The following is a 17003-nucleotide window of genomic DNA, read 5'->3' as shown; positions in this document are numbered from 1 at the left end:
GTCAGGCGGGCGCGCCGCCCAGATACGCCTCGATAACCTTGGCGTTGCTCTGCACTTCGTTGGGCAGCCCCTCGGCGATCTTCTGGCCGAAGTCCAGCACCGACACGGTGTCGCATACTCCCATCACCACATCCATGTGGTGCTCGATCAGGATCAGCGTGATGCCGTGGTCGCGCACCTTGCGGATGATGGCCAGCAGCTCGACGATGTCGGGCGCCGTCAGGCCGGCCGCCGGCTCATCCAGCAGCAGCAATTGCGGATCCAGCGCCAGCGCGCGGGCGATCTCCAGCAACCGCTGCTTGCCGTAGGGCAGGTTGCGCGCCTCCTCGTTGGCCATGCTGTCCAGCCCGACGAACTCCAGCAGCGCCAGCGCGCGGGCGCGGGCGCCTTGCTCCTCGCCCTTCCACTTGGACGTGCGCAGCGCGATGCCCGCCAGCCCGGTGGTGAACGTATGGTGCAGGCCCACCAGCACGTTCTCCAGCGCCGTCATTTCGCCGAACAGTTGCACGTTCTGGAACGTGCGGGCGATGCCCGATGCGGCGATGTCGGCCGGCGCCAGCCCCACCAGCGACTTGCCCGAGAACTCCACCGAGCCGGCCGTCGGCACGTAGATGCCGGTCAGCACGTTCATCATGGTGCTCTTGCCCGAGCCGTTCGGGCCGATCAGCCCGTGGATGGTGCCGCGCTTGATGGTCAGGTCGACCTGGTTGAGCGCCTTCAGGCCGCCGAACTGCATCAGCACCTGCTTGGCCGCCAACAGGGTCTCGCCCTGGCCGCGCGCGCTTTCGGGCGCGACCGCCTCCTGCTCCTTGACCAGGTCCTTCTTGACCGACAGCGCCGCGCGGCGGGTCGAGAAGAACAGGTTGCGCACGAAGCCGACGATGCCGTCGGGCAGGTAGTACACGACGAACAGGATCATGGCGCCGAAGATCGTCAGGCGCCAGTCGGTCACCGCGTCCAGCCAGTAAGAGAAGATCGCCAGCAGGATGGTGCCGACCACAGGCACCGCCACCCGGCGGGCCTCGGTGCGGCCCTTGGAGATGGCGATGGCGCTGCCCACCGTCACCAGGATCGCCACGCCCAGCGCGATCAGGCGGAAGGTGCCGATGTCATCCAGCATCTTGGGCAGCAGCACGATGATCGACGCGCCCAGCAGCGCGCCGGTGCGGCTCTTGCGTCCGCCCATGATGATGGCCAGCAGGAACAGGATGGTCAGCTCGAAGTTGTAGGTGTTGGGCGAGATGTACTGCTCGGAATACGAGTACAACGCGCCCGCCAGGCCGGCGAAGCCGGCGCTGATGACGAAGGCGAACACCTTGTGCCGGTAGACTGACACGCCCATGCAGTCCGATGCGATCGGGCTGTCGCGCAGGGCCTCGAACGAGCGGCCCAGGTGCGACTTGAGGATGCGGTGCACCACGATCAGCGACAGCACCAGCAACGCCGCCACCAGCCAGAAGTACTCGCTCTTGGTCAGGATGTGCCCGCCGATCGACGGCTTGGGGATCTTGATGCCGAGGGGGCCTTCGGTCATGAAGGTCATCTCGTTGATCAGGATCTGGATGATGGTGCCGAACGCCAGCGTCACCATCGCCAGATACGGGCCGGTGACCCGCAGCGCCGGCAGCGCCAGCACCGCGCCGAACGCCGCCGCGATCAGGATGGCCGCCGGCAGCGTCACCCAGATCGGCATCTGCAGGTGGAAGAACAGCACGCCGGCCACATACGAGCCGATGCCGAACAGGCCGGCGTGGCCCAGCGACACCTGGCCGGTATAGCCCACCACGATATCGAGCCCGAACAGCAGGATCGAATAGATCATGATGGTTTCGATCAGGTGCAGGTAGTACGTGTTGGTCACGCCCAGCGGCACGGCGGCCAGGCAGGCCACGGCCACGATGGATAGCAGAAGGTGCAGGGGTTTCATCGATTACACCTTCTTGATCGCGGTCTTGCCGAACAGGCCGGCGGGCTTGAAGGTCAGTACGAGCAGCAGCAGGACCAGTCCCGGCACGTCTTTGTACCCCGTCGAAAGATAGAAACCGGTGGTGGTCTCGGCGATCCCCAGGATCAGGCCGCCCACCACCACGCCCATGCCGCTGGACAGGCCGCCGATGATGGCGACCGCGAAGGCCTTCAGGCCCAGCACCGCGCCCATGGTGGCGCCGGTCAGCGTCAGCGGCGCCACCAGCACGCCCGCGAAGGCGGCGGTCAGCGACGACAGGGCATACGAAAACGTGATCACCATGCCGGTGTTGATGCCCATCAGGCCGGCGGCGTCGCGGTCATTGGAGGTGGCGACGAAGGCCTTGCCGTAGATGGATTTGCGGTTGAACACTTCCACCAGCAGCATCATCGCCAGCGCGCCGAACACCACCAGCAGTTCCATCGGCAGCACGTTGGCGCCCAGCACCTGGATGGGCGCCTCGGGCAGCGGCGAGGGAAAGCGCAGGTCGTCGCGGCCCCAGACATTCTCGGCCACGTTCTTGAAGATGATGCCCAGCGCGATGGTGGCCATGATCCAGCCGAACTCCGACCGCGTCTTGATGGCCGGCCGCACGCCGACGCGTTCGACCAGCACGCCTTGCGCGAAGCCGAAGATGCAGACGATGGGGATCATGACCCAGTAGTTCACGCCCAGTCCGACCAGCGTGAGCCCGACCAGCGCGCCCAGCATCAGGGCTTCGCCCTGGCCGAAGTTCAGGGTGCCGGATGTGGCGAAGGTGAGCTGGTATCCGAACGCGATGACGGCATAGATCATGCCTAGCGCGATACCGCTATAGATAAGCTGTAGAAGAATCATGGTATGTGTCGTGAGGCGCTGTGTTCCGTCCCAACCCCCTTGGGCAGAACGCTGTTGTCAGGCGACTGCATGCCGGCGCCCCGCGCACGGGGACGCCGGCGGCGGCGGCCGGGCAGCCGCCGCCGCATTGCTGCGGACGAACTTAGTTGGCCTTGACCACGCGGCCGCCCTTGACCTCGCCGATGACCACTTCCTTGGCGGTAATCGCGTCGTGGTTGTCGTGGGTGAAGGGCTTGTTGTAGGTCATCACCACGCCTTCGACGGGCGTCTGCAGGTTTTCGAGCGCCTCGCGGATCTTCGGGCCATCCGTGGAGTTGGCCTGCTTGATGGCCGCGGCCAGCAGGAAGATCGAGTCATAGCCCTGGGCTGCCGACACCGGCGAGTCGATGCGGTTGTTCTTGGGCTTGAACTTGGCCAGGTAGGCGTCGATGAACGCCTTGCGCTTGGGCGTGTCCGGGTCCTGGATGAAGGTCTGCGGCATGCGCGCGCCTTCGCCATTGGCGCCGGAGTTGTCGATGTAGTTGGCCATCGACAGCGTCCAGCTACCGATGATCGGCACCTTCCAGCCCAGCTTGGCCATGCCGTTGGCGATCTGCGCCAGCTCGGGGCCGATGCCGTAGGTCAGCACGGCTTCTGCGCCCGCGGCCTTGGCCTTGAGCAACTGGGCCGTCATGTCGACGTCCTTGATGTTGAACTTCTCGACGGCCACCGGCTTGATGCCCTTGGCGTCCAGGGCCTTTTCCAGGTCCTCGCGGCCGAGCTGGCCGTAGTTGGTGGAGTCGGCCAGGATCGCGACCTTTTTGAAGCCGCGGCGCGTGATGGCTTCTTCGACAATCATCGGCGCCTGGATGCTGTCGTGCGCCGCGTTGCGGAACACGTAGTTGTCCGGGTATTCCGGCGCCTTGAACTGGTGCGTGATGACGCTGCCGGTGGCGACGTTGTTGAACACCGGAATCTTGGCGTCCTGATAGAAGCGCTGCGAGGCCAGCGCCACGCCGGTATTGATGTAGCCGACCGTGGCCGTGACCTGTTCCTTGTTGATCAGCTCCTGGGCGATCTGCACGCCGCGTTCGTTCTTGGCTTCGTCGTCGCGCTCCACCGCGACCAGTTGCCGGCCGAGCACGCCGCCGCTCTTGTTGATTTCCTCGATGGCCAGGCGCACGCCGTCGCGCATGCTGACGCCCATGGAGGACGAGCCTCCGGTGTAGGGACCGGCCACGCCGATCTTGATGGGGTCGGCGGCGTAGCCCGCGGCCGATACGGCAAAAGCAAGGGTTCCTGCAAGCAGCTTCAAACGAAAATCCATGGATGTCTCCGTTGTAATTAGTAGAACTGCGTGGAAAACCGTGTGCCGGCGCCAGGCGGCGAGGAAAGAGGTTGGTGGCGCGCTCCTGTGTTGCGTGTTGTGACTGTCTGCTTAATCGCTTACGCGAATCTGACCGCGCGGGGTTTTTCCGCGTAAATACCTAGTACGGGCGCACGGGCGCCGGATTCGGGCGCTGCGATGCAGCATGCGATGGAAAAAGATCCGGGAACGCCGAGACGCGACGCCTGCCTGTCGCGCGCGGCCATATTCGGCGCATCCTAGCCAGCGATGCGCCAGGGTGCGCGGAATTTCCTTCCGCCCGGGGCTGGAAATTTATTCCGGCTTGGCCGGCAGGCCGCGCGGCCATTGGGATGCGCGTTCGCAGACCTCGGCCAGCCATAGGGAAAACGCTTGGGCCGCGCCGCCGGGCGGGCGCGAGATTTCGGTGCACAGGTGGTACTGGGATTCACCCGGTGTTTCGATGTCGAGCACGCGCAGCAATTTGCCTTCATCGAGCCATTCGGCGGCGAGGGTGCGGCGGGTCAAGGCGATGCCCTGGCCGGCGCGGGCCGCCGCCAGCATCATGCCCAGGTCGACCAGCCAGACGCCGCGGGCGGGCTCGGGCCAGTCCAATCCCGCCGCGGCCAGCCATGGACGCCAGGGTTCCATCGGGCAGCGCAGCAGCGCGGCGCGCGCCAGGTCCTGGGGACGGTCGAACGGGCCGTGGGCGTCGCGATAGGCCGGCGAGCACACGGCGAACACCGGGTCGGTGGTCAGCGGCCGGGCTTGCAGGCCGGGGTATTTGCCGCTGCCGAAGCGGATCCAGACATCGGCGTTTGGCGGCGTGATGTCCAGGTAGGGAATCGACAGCATGATCTCCAGCTCGACGTCCGGATGGGCGGCGGTGAAACCGGGCAGCGCGGGGATCAGCACCTGGCGGGCGAAGGTGGGCGTGGAAACGACCCGCAGGGGCTCGAGCTTGGGTTCGCCGCGCTTGTGCAGCGAGGCGTCCGACAGCAGGTCGAGCGCGGTGCGCACCTGCTCCAGGTATTCGCGCCCGGCGGCGCTCAGGGTGGCGCCTCGGCTGCTGCGGATGAACAGGGTGACGTCGAGCTGCGCTTCCAGCGCGGCGATGCGCTTGCCGATGGCGCTGGCGGTGACGAACAGTTCTTCGCTGGCGCGCTCGAACGAACCGAGCCGGGCGGCCGCCTCGAAGGCCTGGATGGCGGCCAGCGGCGGCAGGCGCACGTCTTTGGAAGGGGAGGGTCCGCGCATGATCGTCTGGCGGGCCGGCCATGCGCCCGACGAAAGAGTGGCAACCCGGCGATTATAAAAGTGCTGGACCGGGCAGTCCGTCCCCGTATTCCCTAAGCACCTGGGCGATGATCACCCGGTAGCCGTCCAGCCAGCGCGACTGCGCGGCCTTGGCCTGCTGGTGGGCGGGGTGGCGGATCAGGGCTTCCAGGGCTTCAAGCGATTCCCAGTAGTAGACATTGGCGTACAGGCCGCGCGCGGGATCTTCCCAGGCTTCCTCGCCCAGGTAGCCCGGAGTGGTCCGCGCCGCCATGGCGATGGCCTGGTCGAGCCGGTGGAAGTCGTCGTCGAACTGCTTCTTGGCGAAGATGAAGGTGGCGGTGTAGCGCGCCGGCCCCGGGTGGGCGGGGCCAGCAGGACAGGCGGCGGTATCGGGCATGGCCGTCAGACGCCCTTGACCGCCAGGCTGATCGCCAGGCCGGCCATGACCACGGCGATGACGCCGTCCAGCACGCGCCAGGCCGAGGCGCTGGCGAAAAAGCGCGCGAATAGACGCGAGCCGATGCCCAGCACGGCCAGCCACAGCAGGCTGGCGGTGAAGGCGCCGGCGGCGAACGCCATGCGGGCGTCCTCGAAGCCGTGGGCCAGCGAGCCCACCACCACCATGTCGAGCCAGAAATGCGGGTTCAGCAGCGAAAAGCCCAGCGCGCCCAGCATCGCGGCGCGGCGCGAGGGCACCACGTCGCGCGCGGCGGCCAGGCCGCCGGTGGCGGTCCAGGCGCGGCGCGCCGATTGCAACGCGTACCAGGACAGGAACGCCACGCCGAACCACAGCACCGCGGTGGTCAGCCACGGGAACCAGGCGGTCAGGGCCTGCAGGCCCGAGACGCTGGCGAAGATGAAGATGGCGTCGATCAGGGCGCAGATGGCGACCACCGACAGCAGGTGCGCGCGCATCAATCCCTGGCGCAGGATGAATGCGCTCTGCGCGCCGACGACGGCGAACAGGCCCAGCCCGGTGGCCGTGCCGCTGGCCCAGGCGGTGAGGAAGAGGGGGGAGGACAACGTGGCGAACATGACTGCGAACCTTTTGACTGCAACGCCTTGTGGCGGCGCTTGAATACCGGGCCGGCAGCGTCGCGCATGCCGGCAATGCAACATTTTCGCTTGCCGCCAATATGAAATACAGCTAATTTTCCTTCACTATATTAAGCAAAACTAATCCAATGAAAATCGATCATGGCAACCTGCGCGCCCTGGCCGCGGTGGTGCGCGAAGGCAGTTTCGAACGGGCCGCGCTGGCGTTGAGCGTGACGCCGTCGGCGGTGTCGCAGCGGATCAAGGCGCTCGAAGACCGCATGGGCCGGCTGCTGGTCCAGCGCACCGTGCCGGCCGCCGCCACCGCCGACGGTCAGGTACTGGTGCAATTGGCCGAGCAGACCGCGCTGCTGGAGCACGACGCGCTGAACCGGCTGGGCGTGGCGGACGACGATGTGCCGCACGCCAGCATCCCCATCGCCGTCAACCACGACAGCCTGGAGACCTGGTTCGTCGACGCGGCGCTGCAGTTTTCCAGCCGCACCCGCGCCACGCTCGACATGCAGTCCGAAGACCAGGACCACACCGCCGCGCTGCTGCGCAACGGCTCGGTGCTGGGCGCGGTGACGACGCTGGCCGATCCGGTGCAGGGCTGCCGCATCCATGCGCTGGGCAGCATGCGCTACGTAGCGACGTGCACGCCGGCTTTCCACAAACGCTACTTCGCGCAAGGCGTGAACGCGCAGACGCTGGCGCAGGCGCCAGTGCTGGTGTTCAACCGCAAGGACGCATTGCAGGCCCGCTTCGCCCACAAGATCTCCGACCCGGCGCCGTGGCAGCCGCCGGTCTGGTGGGTGCCGTCCACGCGCGCCTTCGTGCAGGCTACGCTGGGCGGGCTGGGCTGGACGATGAATCCGCTACCGCTGGTGCAGGAACATCTTGACGCAGGTCATCTGGTGCTGCTGCGGGGCCGCGCCTGGGAGGATGTGCCCCTGTATTGGCAGCATTGGCGGGTAAACTCCGAGGCCATGGAAGCTTTGACCGACTCGGTTCTGTCAGCCGCCCGCAGCCTGGTCCGGCGGCGTTAACCCTTTAGGAGAACACCTCATGAACATCCGCAAGTTCGCCGCTGTCGCCATCCTGGGCCTGTGCGCGGCCGGGTCCGCCTGGGCCAAGGACTACAAGGTTGGCGAGGTCGAGGTCGATGATCTCTGGGTGCGCGCGTCCGCGCCGGGCCAGTCCAACGGCGCCGGCTACATGGATATCGACAACGATGCCAAGACGCCCGACCGCCTGCTATCGATCTCTTCCGACGCTGCCGAGCGCGTTGAGCTGCATACGGTCGAAACCGCCAACGGCGTGGCCAAGATGCGCCAGGTCGAGGGCGGCATCCCGCTGCCGGCCAATGGCGAGGTCAAACTTTCGCCGGGCGGCTATCACGTCATGTTCATCAAGCTGAAGGCGCCGTTCGCCGAGGGCGCCACCGTGCCGGCCACGCTCAAGTTTGAAAAGGCGGGCGAGGTGGCGGTGCAGTTCAAGGTCAAGCCGGCTTCGCACAATCCCGGCATGAGCCATGACCACGGGGCGATGAAGCACTGATCCCGCCAGGCTGTCCGGAATAAAGAAAGGCGGCAGGCTGTTCGAGCCTGCCGCCTTTCTTTTGCCGCCAGCCGGCGCACGGGGCGCCGGCATGTCGATCAATACAGCCCTTGCTGGCGCATCGCGTCGGCGACCTTGACGAAGCCGGCGATGTTGGCGCCGTCCAGGTAGTTCACGTATTCGCGCTCGCTGTGGCCGTGGCGCACGCAATTCTCGTGGATGTCGCGCATGATGGCGTGCAGGCGCGTGTCCACTTCTTCGCGGGTCCACGCCAGGCGGGCCGAGTTCTGGGCCATCTCCAGGCCCGACACGGCCACGCCGCCAGCGTTGCTGGCCTTGCCCGGGGCGTACAGCACGCGGGCGGCGATGAAGGCCTTGGCGGCGTCCAGGGTGGCGGGCATGTTGGCGCCTTCGGCCACGCATTGCACGCCGTTCTTGATCAGCGTTTCGGCGTCGGCCAGCTCCAGCTCATTCTGGGTGGCGCAGGGCAGGGCCACGTCCACGGGCACGTGCCAGGGGCGCTTGCCGGGTTCGTAGACCAGGCCGAATTGGCGTGCGTAGGCGTCCAGGCGGCCGCGCAGGTCGTTCTTGACGTGCATCAGCGCCACCAGCTTCTCGTGGTTGAAGCCGGCTTCGTCGACCACCGTGCCGTTCGAGTCGGACACCGTCACGACCTTGGCGCCCAGCGCCATGGCCTTCTCGATGGCGTACTGGGCCACGTTGCCCGAGCCCGAGACCGACACGCGCAGGCCGTCGAACGACTTGCCGACGCGCTTGAGCATTTCCTCGGCGAAGTAGACGGTGCCGTAGCCGGTGGCTTCGGGGCGGATCAGGCTGCCGCCGAAGGTCAGGCCCTTGCCGGTGAAGACGCTGGCGGTGGAGTTCGACAGCTTCTTCATCATGCCGGCCATGAAGCCGACTTCACGCGCGCCCACGCCGATGTCGCCGGCCGGCACGTCGGTGTCCGGGCCCAGGTGGCGGTACAGCTCGATCATCAGGGCCTGGCAGAAGCGCATGACTTCGGCGTCGGACTTGCCCTTGGGGTCGAAGTCGGAGCCGCCCTTGCCGCCGCCCATGGGCAGCGTGGTCAGCGAGTTCTTCAGGGTCTGCTCGAACGCCAGGAACTTCAGGATCGACAGGTTCACCGAGGGGTGGAAACGCATGCCGCCCTTGAACGGGCCGATGGCCGAGCTGTGCTGGATGCGGAAAGCGCGGTTGACCTGCGCCTGGCCCTTGTCGTCGGTCCAGCACACGCGGAACTGGATCACGCGTTCCGGTTCCACCAGGCGCTCGAGCAGGGCGTGCTCGGCGTAGTGGGGGTGCTTTTCGATGAAAGGCCACAGACTCAGCATCACCTCCTGGACGGCTTGCATGAATTCCGGTTGCTGCGGATCGCGCACGGCGACGCTACGCAGGAAGTCGTCCAGACGCTGCACTTTCAACATGATCTCCTTGGGGGCGCTTCGAATGAGTGCGGAGATGCGCTTTTTTGGGGCGTCGAATCTCCGGATTGGTGCAATACGCACCGGCTTGGTGCGAGATTGTAGGGCTAATTTGTTGCCCTGCGCAAAGCCGAGAGGCGCGCCATCATCTTGATATCAAAGCACTTTTTTCTTATTTTATTGGTGACGTATCAGACTTTGGCGAGTGGGCGGAGAACCCGAGATTTCATAGGTGAAGCCATGGGGCATTGAATTCACAGGGAAAATTTGTATGTCCCCAATATAATTGAGGTCTCGAGCGCGATATGGGATCGCCGCCTCATAGGGGAATCCGGCCTTTTGGCGGGATATGGTCCTCATCTTGCGAGGTCAGTTCTGCTTTATATGTCCCTAATTTTATTTTGAGCAGAATCATGCTCGGGCGGCGGACTTCGGCTCCCCGCCGCCCGCGTCTTCAGAGCGTGGCGTCGTAGTCGATGGTCAGCGGCGCGTGGTCGGAAAAGCGTTCGTCCTTGTAGATGGCGACGCTGCGCGCGCGGGCGGCGATGCCCGGCGTGGCGATCTGGTAGTCGATGCGCCACCCGACGTTCTTGGCCCAGGCCTGGCCTCGGTTGCTCCACCAGGTGTATTGGTCGGGGCGGTCGTCGATGGTGCGGAACACGTCCACAAAGCCGCGCTTGTCGAAGACGTCGGTCAGCCAGGCGCGTTCCTCGGGCAGGAAGCCGGAGTTCTTCAGGTTGCCCTTCCAGTTCTTGAGGTCGATTTCCTTGTGGGCGATGTTCCAATCGCCACAGATGATGAATTCGCGGCCGGTCTTCTTGTGTTCGTGCATCAACTCGTCGATCCATGGGCCGAAGCGGTCCAGGAAGCGGTACTTGGCCTGCTGGCGTTCGTCGCCGCTGGAGCCGGAGGGCAGGTAGGCGCTGATCACGGACAGGTTTTTCCAGTCGGCGCGGATGACGCGGCCTTCCGGGTCGAACTCCTCGCAGCCCAGGCCGATATTGACGCGCTCGGCCGCGTCGCGCAGGTAGATGCCGACGCCGCTGTAGCCTTTCTTGACGGCATGGTGGAAGTGGCCGGTGTAGCCCGGCGGGTGGCGCAGGTCGTCGGTCAGGTCCTCGTCGGACACCTTGATTTCCTGCAGGCACAGCACGTCGGCGGCGTGCTTTTCCATCCAGGGTTGCAGGCCCTTGCGGAAGGCGGACCGGATGCCATTGAGGTTGATCGACGTGATGCGCAGCAAAGCGGGACTCCTGTAGAGCGGCCGGAAACGGCCGGAACAATGCCAGGAATTTAACCGACTGGGCGACGTTGTCCGGGAAAGGCCCCGACAGCGGATAAAATGCCCGGGTTTGCCACCTCCCGGATCCTCCTCGCATGTCTGCCGCCCACACCGCCTCCGCCACCTCGCTCGACTTTGTCCGCTTCGCCCTGAACGAAGGCGTGCTGCGCTTCGGCAGCTTCAAGGTGAAGTCTGGTCGTATCAGTCCCTATTTCTTTAATGCGGGCCTGTTCAACAGCGGCGCATCGGTCGGCAAGCTGGCGGGTTTCTACGCCCAGGCGCTCCTGGATTCGGGCGTGGCCTTCGACATGCTGTTCGGCCCGGCCTACAAGGGCATCCCGCTGGCCACGGCAACCGCTGTCGCGCTGGCCAGCCATCCCGCGATGCAGGGCCGCAGCGACGTGCCGTTTGCCTACAACCGCAAGGAAGCCAAGGACCACGGCGAAGGCGGCACCCTGGTGGGCGCGCCGCTCAAGGGCAAGGTCGTCATCATCGACGATGTGATCACCGCGGGCACCTCGGTGCGCGAGTCGGTGGAGATCATCCGCAGCGCCGGCGCCGAGCCGGCCGCGGTGCTGATCGCCATGGACCGCATGGAACGCGCGGGCGCCGACGACGCGCTGTCGGCGCACTCGGCGGTGCAGGACGTGGCCAAGACCTATGGCATTCCGGTGGTGGCGATTGCATCGCTGGCGGACATCATGGCGCTGCTGCAGGACGACGCCGCGTTCGCCGAGCACCGCGAGGCGGTGCAGGCGTACCGGACGAAGTACGGGGTGAAGTAAGCGCGAGTCGGCCAAGGCATTGCCGGCCACCGTATCGCGCGACAGGCTCGTCGAGCCTGTGGGTCGGCTCATGCCCAACGACCAACACGCCGCTCGCATGTGCCGCTTGCGCCAGACGTTTCGAACGTGGCCAGCGCCGCGCCGCGCCATAACGCGAGTTCCAGGTACGATGCGTCGTAAACGGTAAGCCCGTGTTCGCGGGCGAGCCGCTCGCATTGAGGCAACCAGGCGGTAGAGGGGCGCGATTCGTTGACGACGGGTACGCTGTTCAGCACGGCAGAGAATTTGGCCAATATGGCTGCCGTGGCCTGTTGCTGCCGCTCGACGCGCAAGGTGCCTTGAGCCACTTCCATTGGCCAGATCTGCGGGACAAGGATGGCTTCGCCGTTCAGGTCGTCCAGGATGGCAAACGCCTGTTCGCTGCAGGTTTGACTGGGCAATCGCAGCCAGCTCAACGCAACCGAGGCATCGAGCACGAGCTTCATTCGCGGACCCCTTTGACGGCGTACCACCAGGTGGCTTCGTCGGTGTACGGGATGGCCGGGAACCGTTTCAGTTCTTCTATCGCATTGTGACCCGCTTCGGTCATCAGGGGATTGACCCGCCTGAGCTGCGCTTGCGCCAGACCGTCATGGGTGATGACAACGAACACACCATCGTTTGCGGCTTGGATCATTTCGTCGAGTCGATCCGCAACTTGTTCGCGTGGGATGGATAGGTAGGGGGCGTTCATGGCCGAAATCTCCAGTCGGAATTGACCGGATCATTCTTGGCCAAGCAAAAGGCCGCGACAAGATGCCGCGGCCATAGGAGTGGTCTGATCTTGCGCGCCGCCTCGAGGTCGGGGTGGCGCAGAGGGATCAGCTATCCAGCTTCTGCTTGAGCAGGTCGTTGACCTGCTGCGGGTTGGCCTTGCCGCGCGCGGCCTTCATGATCTGGCCGACCAGCGAGTTGAACGCCTTCTGCTTGCCGGCGCGGTATTCCTCGACGATGGCCGGATTGGCCGCCAGCACCTCGTCGATCATGGCGCCGATGGCGCCGGTGTCGCTGATCTGCTTGAGGCCGCGGGCTTCGATGATGGCGTCGGGCTGGCCGCCGTTCTCGCCGGCCCACATGGCACCGAACACTTCGCGCGCGATCTTGTTGGAGATCGTGCCGTCGATGATGCGGTTGATCAGCGCGGCCAGGGCCGGCGCCTGCACCGGCGCCTCGGCGATGGCCTTTTCTTCCTTGTTCAGGGTGGCGGCCACTTCGCCCATGATCCAGTTGGCGGCCAGCTTGGCCTGGCCGGCCGGCAGCGCGTGCGCCACGGCCTCGAAATAGGCGGCCAGATCGCGGCTGACGGTCAGTTGCGCGGCGTCGTAGGCCGGCAGGCCATACTCGGACTCGAAGCGGGCGCGCTGGGCGGCCGGCAGTTCGGGCATGGCGGCGCGGACCTGGTCGACCCATTCGCGCGAGATCACGAGCGTGGGCAGGTCGGGATCGGGGAAGTAACGGTAGTCGTGCGCGTCTTCCTTGCTGCGCATGCTGCGGGTTTCGTCGCGGTCGGCGTCGTACAGGCGGGTTTCCTGGACCACGGTGCCGCCGTCCTCGATCAGCTCGATCTGGCGCCGCGCTTCATACGTGATGGCGCGTTCCAGGAAGCGGAACGAGTTGACGTTCTTGATCTCGGTGCGGGTGCCGAATTCCTTTTGGCCGACCGGACGCACGGAGACGTTGGCGTCGCAGCGGAACGAGCCTTCCTGCATGTTGCCGTCGCAGATGCCGAGCCACACCACCAGGCTGTGCAGGGCGCGGGCGTAGGCCACGGCCTCGGCGGCCGAGCGCATTTCCGGTTCCGTGACGATTTCCAGCAGCGGCGTGCCGGCGCGGTTCAGGTCGATGCCGCTGGCCGGCGAGCCGTTGGCCAGGGTGAAATTGTCGTGCGAGGACTTGCCCGCGTCTTCTTCCAGGTGCGCGCGCGTCAGGTTGACGGTCTTTTCTTCCTCGCCGACGAAGAACGACAGCGAACCGCCCACCACCACCGGCAGTTCGTACTGGCTGATCTGGTAGCCCTTGGGCAGGTCGGGGTAGAAGTAGTTCTTGCGGGCGAACACCGAACGCGGCGCGATCTCGGCGCCGACCGCCAGGCCGAAGCGGATGGCGCGTTCGGCGGCGCCGCGGTTCATGACCGGCAGGCTGCCGGGCAGGGCCAGGTCGACTTCGTTGGCGTGGGTGTTGGGCGCGGCGCCGAACTCGGTGCTGCTGCCCGAAAAGATCTTGGAGTCGGTGGAAAGCTGGGTATGCGTTTCCAGGCCGATGACGATTTCCCAGTTCATGCTTAGGCGTCCTGCTGGGCCGGCGTGGCCTTGTGCCACGTCGTGACTTGTTGGTAGCGGTCGGCGATGGCCAGGAGGCGGCCTTCGTCGAAGTAATTGCCGATGATCTGCAGGCCGACGGGGCGGAGATTCTCGCTTCCTCCGAAACCGCACGGAACCGACATGGCCGGCAGGCCCGCCAGGCTGACGCCCAGCGTGTAGACGTCGGCCAGCCAGTCGGCGGTGGGGTCGTCGCGGTTGTCGCCGATGTTCTTGGCCACCGTCGGGGTCACCGGGCCCATGATGACGTCGCACTGGCCGGCGAAGGCGCGCTGGAAGTCCTGGGCGATCATGCGGCGCAGGCGCTGGGCCTGCAGATAATAGGCGTCGTAATAGCCGTGCGACAGCACGTAGGTGCCGATCAGGATGCGGCGCTTGACCTCGTCGCCGAAACCTTCGGCGCGCGAGCGGCTGATCATCTCGTTCAGGTCGCCGTACTGCTTGGCGCGGTGGCCGTAGCGCACGCCGTCGTAGCGCGCCAGGTTGCTCGACGCTTCGGCGGGGGCGATGACGTAGTAGGCGGGGATGGCCAGCTCGGTGCGCGGCAGCGACACCGGCACGCGCACCGCGCCCAGGGCTTCGAACTGGGCCAGAGCGGCCTGCACCGCGGCGGCCACGTCCGGGGCCAGGCCGGCGCCGAAGTATTCCTCGGGCACGCCGATGCGCAGGCCCTTCAGGGGCTGGCTGCCGGCGGCGTCGAACTTGCCTTGCGCGGCATCGAAATCGCGCCGCACGCGGCCCGGTTCGTTGATGGCGGCGTCGCATTTCTCCAGGCTGGTGGCGTCGCGCGGGTCGAAGCCGCTGATGACGTCCAGCAGTTCGAGCAGATCGCGGCTGCTGGGGGCCAGCGGGCCGGCCTGGTCCAGGCTGGAGCCGAAGGCGACCATGCCGTAGCGCGACACGGTGCCGTAGGTCGGCTTGATGCCGCTGACGCCGCACAGCGCGGCGGGCTGGCGGACCGAGCCACCGGTGTCGGTGCCCGTGGTGGCGGCCACCAGGCGGGCGGCGACGGCCGCGGCCGAACCGCCCGACGAGCCGCCGGGCACGGCGGCCGGATCCCACGGGTTGCGGACCGCGCCGTAGGCCGAGTTCTCGTTGCCCGAGCCCATGGCGAATTCGTCGCAGTTGAGCTTGCCGAGCGACACGGCGCCGGCGGCCTGCAGGCGCTCGACCACGGTGGCGTCGAACGGGCTGACGTAGCCGTCCAGCATCTTGCTGCCGGCGGTGGTGCGCCAGCCGCGGGTGACGAAGGCGTCCTTGTGGGCGATGGGCACGCCCGCCAGCGGACCGGCATTGCCGGCGGCCAGCGCGGCATCGGCGGCGCGGGCCTGGGCCAGCGTCAATTCGGCATCAATATGTAAGAAGGCGTTCAGGCCGCTGGCCGCCTCGGCGGCCGCCAGCGAGCTTTGCGCCAGCTCGACGGCGCTGACCTGGCGTTGGGCGAGGGCCGCGCGCAGGGCGGCGATCCCCTCGAATTGAGTATGCAGGGCGGGTTGGGTCATGGCTTAATCGAGAACCTTGGGGACCAGGAAAAGACCGTCCTGGGCATCGGGGGCGTTGGCCAGCAGTTCGGCGCGGCGGGCCTCCGAGGCGGATTCGGTCACGGCGTCCTGGCGCAGGCGCAGCACGATGTCCTCGTGGGCCGACAGCGGGTGGGCGAGGGGTTCGACGCCCTGGGTGTCGACGGCCTGCAGCCGTTCGATCAGGTGGAGGATGCCATTGAGCTCGGCCTGCGCGTGGCCGCGCTGGTCCGGGGTCAGTTCGATTCTGGCCAGCCTGGCAATGCGGGCCACATCTGTGTCATTGAGCGCCATGGGGATTGCAAATATAGAGAAGCGGAGGCCGAGGGGGGACTGGGCAGTATGCACATGCCAAACCCGTTACAAAGCTTGAATAGCCTGCATTTATGCGCTATTTCCGGGGAAATTATAAGTTATGATTCACGGTTTAATCGCCGTGATGACAGGCGCACCCAGGCTTTCCTGGGCCGTACGCCCCGCGGCATGACCCCAATTCCCCCCAGAATTTAGCTGAGCTCCCATGTTCGGATTCCTGCGCAGTTATTTTTCCAGCGATATGGCGATCGACCTCGGTACCGCCAATACGCTGATCTACGTCCGCGGCAAGGGCATCGTGCTCGATGAGCCCTCCGTGGTCGCTATCCGTCATGAAGGCGGGCCGCACGGCAAGAAAATCATCCAGGCCGTCGGGCAGGAGGCCAAGCAGATGCTGGGTCGCGTGCCCGGCAACATCGAGGCCATCCGGCCCATGAAGGACGGCGTCATCGCCGACTTCACGGTCACCGAGCAGATGCTCAAGCAGTTCATCCGCATGGTGCACCCGCGCAACATGCTGGCGCCCAGCCCGCGCATCATCGTCTGCGTGCCCTGCGGTTCCACCCAGGTTGAACGCCGCGCCATCCGCGAATCGGCCCTCGGCGCTGGCGCCTCGCACGTGTTCCTGATCGAAGAACCCATGGCCGCGGCCATCGGCGCCGGCCTGGCCGTCTCCGACGCCAGCGGCTCCATGGTCGTGGACATCGGCGGGGGCACCACGGAAGTGGCGGTCATCTCGCTGGGCGGCATGGTCTACAAGGGTTCGGTGCGCGTCGGCGGCGACAAGTTCGACGAGGCCATCGTCAACTACATCCGCCGCAACTACGGCATGCTGATCGGCGAACCCACCGCCGAACTCATCAAGAAGGAAATCGGCTCGGCATTCCCGGGTTCCGAGGTCCGCGAAATCGAAGTCAAGGGCCGCAACCTGGCCGAAGGCGTGCCGCGCAGTTTCACGGTGTCGTCCAACGAAATCCTGGAATCGCTGACCGACCCGCTCAACCAGATCGTCTCGGCCGTCAAGATCGCCCTGGAGCAGACCCCGCCCGAACTCGGCGCCGACATCACCGACAAGGGCATTGCCCTGACCGGCGGTGGCGCGCTGCTGCGCGACCTCGACCGCCTGCTGCAGGAAGAGACCGGCCTGCCGGTGGTGGTCGCCGATGATCCCCTGACCTGCGTCGTGCGCGGCTGCGGCGAGGCGCTGGAACATCTTGAGAAACTGGGCGCGATCTTCATCAACGACTAATTCCGCCCGCCAGCCCGGAGCCCCGCTTTTTCCAGGCTCCGGCCGCTGCGGGG

17 protein-coding genes are annotated in these 17003 nt (G+C 66.1%); 4 read left to right on the top strand and 13 right to left on the bottom strand.

The window, feature by feature from the left end; translation table 11 throughout:
• Window position 1: 1 nt before the first annotated feature.
• The 6 genes from ACUDCK_RS27375 to ACUDCK_RS27350 form a co-directional block, all read right to left on the bottom strand.
• Window positions 2-1927 carry a branched-chain amino acid ABC transporter ATP-binding protein/permease gene (locus ACUDCK_RS27375; protein ID WP_054500370.1) on the bottom strand — a complete coding sequence of 642 codons (1926 nt, stop codon included), beginning with the start codon at window positions 1925-1927 and terminating at the stop codon, window positions 2-4.
• Between the two features lie 3 nt (window positions 1928-1930).
• Complete coding sequence (locus tag ACUDCK_RS27370) at window positions 1931-2803, bottom strand: branched-chain amino acid ABC transporter permease (protein WP_049076953.1); 873 nt, start codon at window positions 2801-2803, stop codon at window positions 1931-1933.
• Window positions 2804-2945: 142 nt separating this feature from the next.
• Window positions 2946-4109, bottom strand: coding sequence for an ABC transporter substrate-binding protein (locus tag ACUDCK_RS27365; protein WP_049076952.1), 1164 nt, complete (start codon window positions 4107-4109; stop codon window positions 2946-2948).
• A 333-nt stretch (window positions 4110-4442) separates the two neighbouring features.
• Window positions 4443-5384, bottom strand: a complete 942-nt coding sequence (locus tag ACUDCK_RS27360; RefSeq protein WP_054500371.1) for a LysR substrate-binding domain-containing protein — start codon at window positions 5382-5384, stop codon at window positions 4443-4445.
• A 52-nt stretch (window positions 5385-5436) separates the two neighbouring features.
• Window positions 5437-5802, bottom strand: a complete 366-nt coding sequence (locus tag ACUDCK_RS27355) for an antibiotic biosynthesis monooxygenase family protein (RefSeq protein WP_054500372.1) — start codon at window positions 5800-5802, stop codon at window positions 5437-5439.
• A 5-nt stretch (window positions 5803-5807) separates the two neighbouring features.
• The gene (locus ACUDCK_RS27350) at window positions 5808-6440 is read right to left on the bottom strand and encodes a LysE/ArgO family amino acid transporter (protein WP_054500373.1); all 633 of its coding nucleotides are present in this window, start codon (window positions 6438-6440) and stop codon (window positions 5808-5810) included.
• A 149-nt stretch (window positions 6441-6589) separates the two neighbouring features.
• Between ACUDCK_RS27350 and ACUDCK_RS27345 the strand changes: the two genes are divergently transcribed.
• A complete protein-coding gene (locus ACUDCK_RS27345) occupies window positions 6590-7489 on the top strand; it encodes a LysR family transcriptional regulator ArgP (protein WP_049076946.1) in 900 nt (299 codons plus the stop codon).
• Window positions 7490-7508: 19 nt separating this feature from the next.
• Complete coding sequence (locus ACUDCK_RS27340) at window positions 7509-8000, top strand: copper chaperone PCu(A)C (RefSeq protein ID WP_054500374.1); 492 nt, start codon at window positions 7509-7511, stop codon at window positions 7998-8000.
• A 98-nt stretch (window positions 8001-8098) separates the two neighbouring features.
• Here ACUDCK_RS27340 and gdhA read toward each other — a convergent pair whose 3' ends face one another.
• Together gdhA and ACUDCK_RS27330 are read right to left on the bottom strand one after the other, a co-directional pair.
• Window positions 8099-9445, bottom strand: a complete 1347-nt coding sequence (gene gdhA / locus ACUDCK_RS27335) for an NADP-specific glutamate dehydrogenase (protein WP_054500375.1) — start codon at window positions 9443-9445, stop codon at window positions 8099-8101.
• A gap of 451 nt (window positions 9446-9896) precedes the next feature.
• Window positions 9897-10685 (bottom strand): exodeoxyribonuclease III, encoded by a 789-nt coding sequence (locus ACUDCK_RS27330; protein WP_049076940.1) that lies wholly within the window; start codon window positions 10683-10685, stop codon window positions 9897-9899.
• A 134-nt stretch (window positions 10686-10819) separates the two neighbouring features.
• Here ACUDCK_RS27330 and pyrE point away from each other — a divergent pair, with 134 nt between their 5' ends.
• On the top strand, window positions 10820-11509 hold the full coding sequence (gene pyrE, locus ACUDCK_RS27325; RefSeq protein WP_054500377.1) for an orotate phosphoribosyltransferase: 690 nt from the start codon (window positions 10820-10822) through the stop codon (window positions 11507-11509).
• Between the two features lie 68 nt (window positions 11510-11577).
• Here pyrE and ACUDCK_RS27320 read toward each other — a convergent pair whose 3' ends face one another.
• From ACUDCK_RS27320 to gatC, 5 genes are all read right to left on the bottom strand, one after another.
• Window positions 11578-11994: a type II toxin-antitoxin system VapC family toxin gene (locus tag ACUDCK_RS27320; protein ID WP_244976983.1), complete on the bottom strand. Its 417-nt coding sequence runs from the start codon at window positions 11992-11994 to the stop codon at window positions 11578-11580.
• Window positions 11991-12242 carry a hypothetical protein gene (locus tag ACUDCK_RS27315; RefSeq protein WP_054500378.1) on the bottom strand — a complete coding sequence of 84 codons (252 nt, stop codon included), beginning with the start codon at window positions 12240-12242 and terminating at the stop codon, window positions 11991-11993. Before ACUDCK_RS27315 ends, ACUDCK_RS27320 begins: the two co-directional genes overlap by 4 nt.
• A 127-nt stretch (window positions 12243-12369) precedes the next feature.
• The gene (gene gatB / locus ACUDCK_RS27310) at window positions 12370-13827 is read right to left on the bottom strand and encodes an Asp-tRNA(Asn)/Glu-tRNA(Gln) amidotransferase subunit GatB (protein ID WP_175144072.1); all 1458 of its coding nucleotides are present in this window, start codon (window positions 13825-13827) and stop codon (window positions 12370-12372) included.
• A 2-nt stretch (window positions 13828-13829) separates the two neighbouring features.
• The gene (gene gatA / locus ACUDCK_RS27305) at window positions 13830-15368 is read right to left on the bottom strand and encodes an Asp-tRNA(Asn)/Glu-tRNA(Gln) amidotransferase subunit GatA (protein ID WP_054500380.1); all 1539 of its coding nucleotides are present in this window, start codon (window positions 15366-15368) and stop codon (window positions 13830-13832) included.
• A 3-nt stretch (window positions 15369-15371) separates the two neighbouring features.
• A complete protein-coding gene (gatC, locus tag ACUDCK_RS27300; protein WP_054500381.1) occupies window positions 15372-15680 on the bottom strand; it encodes an Asp-tRNA(Asn)/Glu-tRNA(Gln) amidotransferase subunit GatC in 309 nt (102 codons plus the stop codon).
• A 226-nt stretch (window positions 15681-15906) separates the two neighbouring features.
• Here gatC and ACUDCK_RS27295 point away from each other — a divergent pair, with 226 nt between their 5' ends.
• Window positions 15907-16950, top strand: coding sequence for a rod shape-determining protein (locus tag ACUDCK_RS27295; protein ID WP_006391829.1), 1044 nt, complete (start codon window positions 15907-15909; stop codon window positions 16948-16950).
• Window positions 16951-17003: the final 53 nt, after the last annotated feature.

Source organism: Achromobacter sp. CF-sbj1-Ac2-l (assembly GCF_052698165.1).
This window is presented reverse-complemented; position numbering and strand designations above follow the sequence as displayed.

Bases quoted from the DNA above. Each gene is read 5' to 3' on its own strand.
- ACUDCK_RS27360 (WP_054500371.1), bottom strand. From the start codon at position 5,384: ATGCGCGGACCCTCCCCTTCCAAAGACGTGCGCCTGCCGCCGCTGGCC.
- ACUDCK_RS27295 (WP_006391829.1), top strand. From the start codon at position 15,907: ATGTTCGGATTCCTGCGCAGTTATTTTTCCAGCGATATGGCGATCGAC.
- ACUDCK_RS27315 (WP_054500378.1), bottom strand. From the start codon at position 12,242: ATGAACGCCCCCTACCTATCCATCCCACGCGAACAAGTTGCGGATCGA.
- ACUDCK_RS27340 (WP_054500374.1), top strand. From the start codon at position 7,509: ATGAACATCCGCAAGTTCGCCGCTGTCGCCATCCTGGGCCTGTGCGCG.
- gatB (WP_175144072.1), bottom strand. From the start codon at position 13,827: ATGAACTGGGAAATCGTCATCGGCCTGGAAACGCATACCCAGCTTTCC.
- ACUDCK_RS27350 (WP_054500373.1), bottom strand. From the start codon at position 6,440: ATGTTCGCCACGTTGTCCTCCCCCCTCTTCCTCACCGCCTGGGCCAGC.
- gatA (WP_054500380.1), bottom strand. From the start codon at position 15,368: ATGACCCAACCCGCCCTGCATACTCAATTCGAGGGGATCGCCGCCCTG.
- ACUDCK_RS27370 (WP_049076953.1), bottom strand. From the start codon at position 2,803: ATGATTCTTCTACAGCTTATCTATAGCGGTATCGCGCTAGGCATGATC.
- pyrE (WP_054500377.1), top strand. From the start codon at position 10,820: ATGTCTGCCGCCCACACCGCCTCCGCCACCTCGCTCGACTTTGTCCGC.
- ACUDCK_RS27355 (WP_054500372.1), bottom strand. From the start codon at position 5,802: ATGCCCGATACCGCCGCCTGTCCTGCTGGCCCCGCCCACCCGGGGCCG.
- gdhA (WP_054500375.1), bottom strand. From the start codon at position 9,445: ATGTTGAAAGTGCAGCGTCTGGACGACTTCCTGCGTAGCGTCGCCGTG.
- ACUDCK_RS27345 (WP_049076946.1), top strand. From the start codon at position 6,590: ATGAAAATCGATCATGGCAACCTGCGCGCCCTGGCCGCGGTGGTGCGC.
- ACUDCK_RS27375 (WP_054500370.1), bottom strand. From the start codon at position 1,927: ATGAAACCCCTGCACCTTCTGCTATCCATCGTGGCCGTGGCCTGCCTG.
- ACUDCK_RS27320 (WP_244976983.1), bottom strand. From the start codon at position 11,994: ATGAAGCTCGTGCTCGATGCCTCGGTTGCGTTGAGCTGGCTGCGATTG.
- ACUDCK_RS27365 (WP_049076952.1), bottom strand. From the start codon at position 4,109: ATGGATTTTCGTTTGAAGCTGCTTGCAGGAACCCTTGCTTTTGCCGTA.
- gatC (WP_054500381.1), bottom strand. From the start codon at position 15,680: ATGGCGCTCAATGACACAGATGTGGCCCGCATTGCCAGGCTGGCCAGA.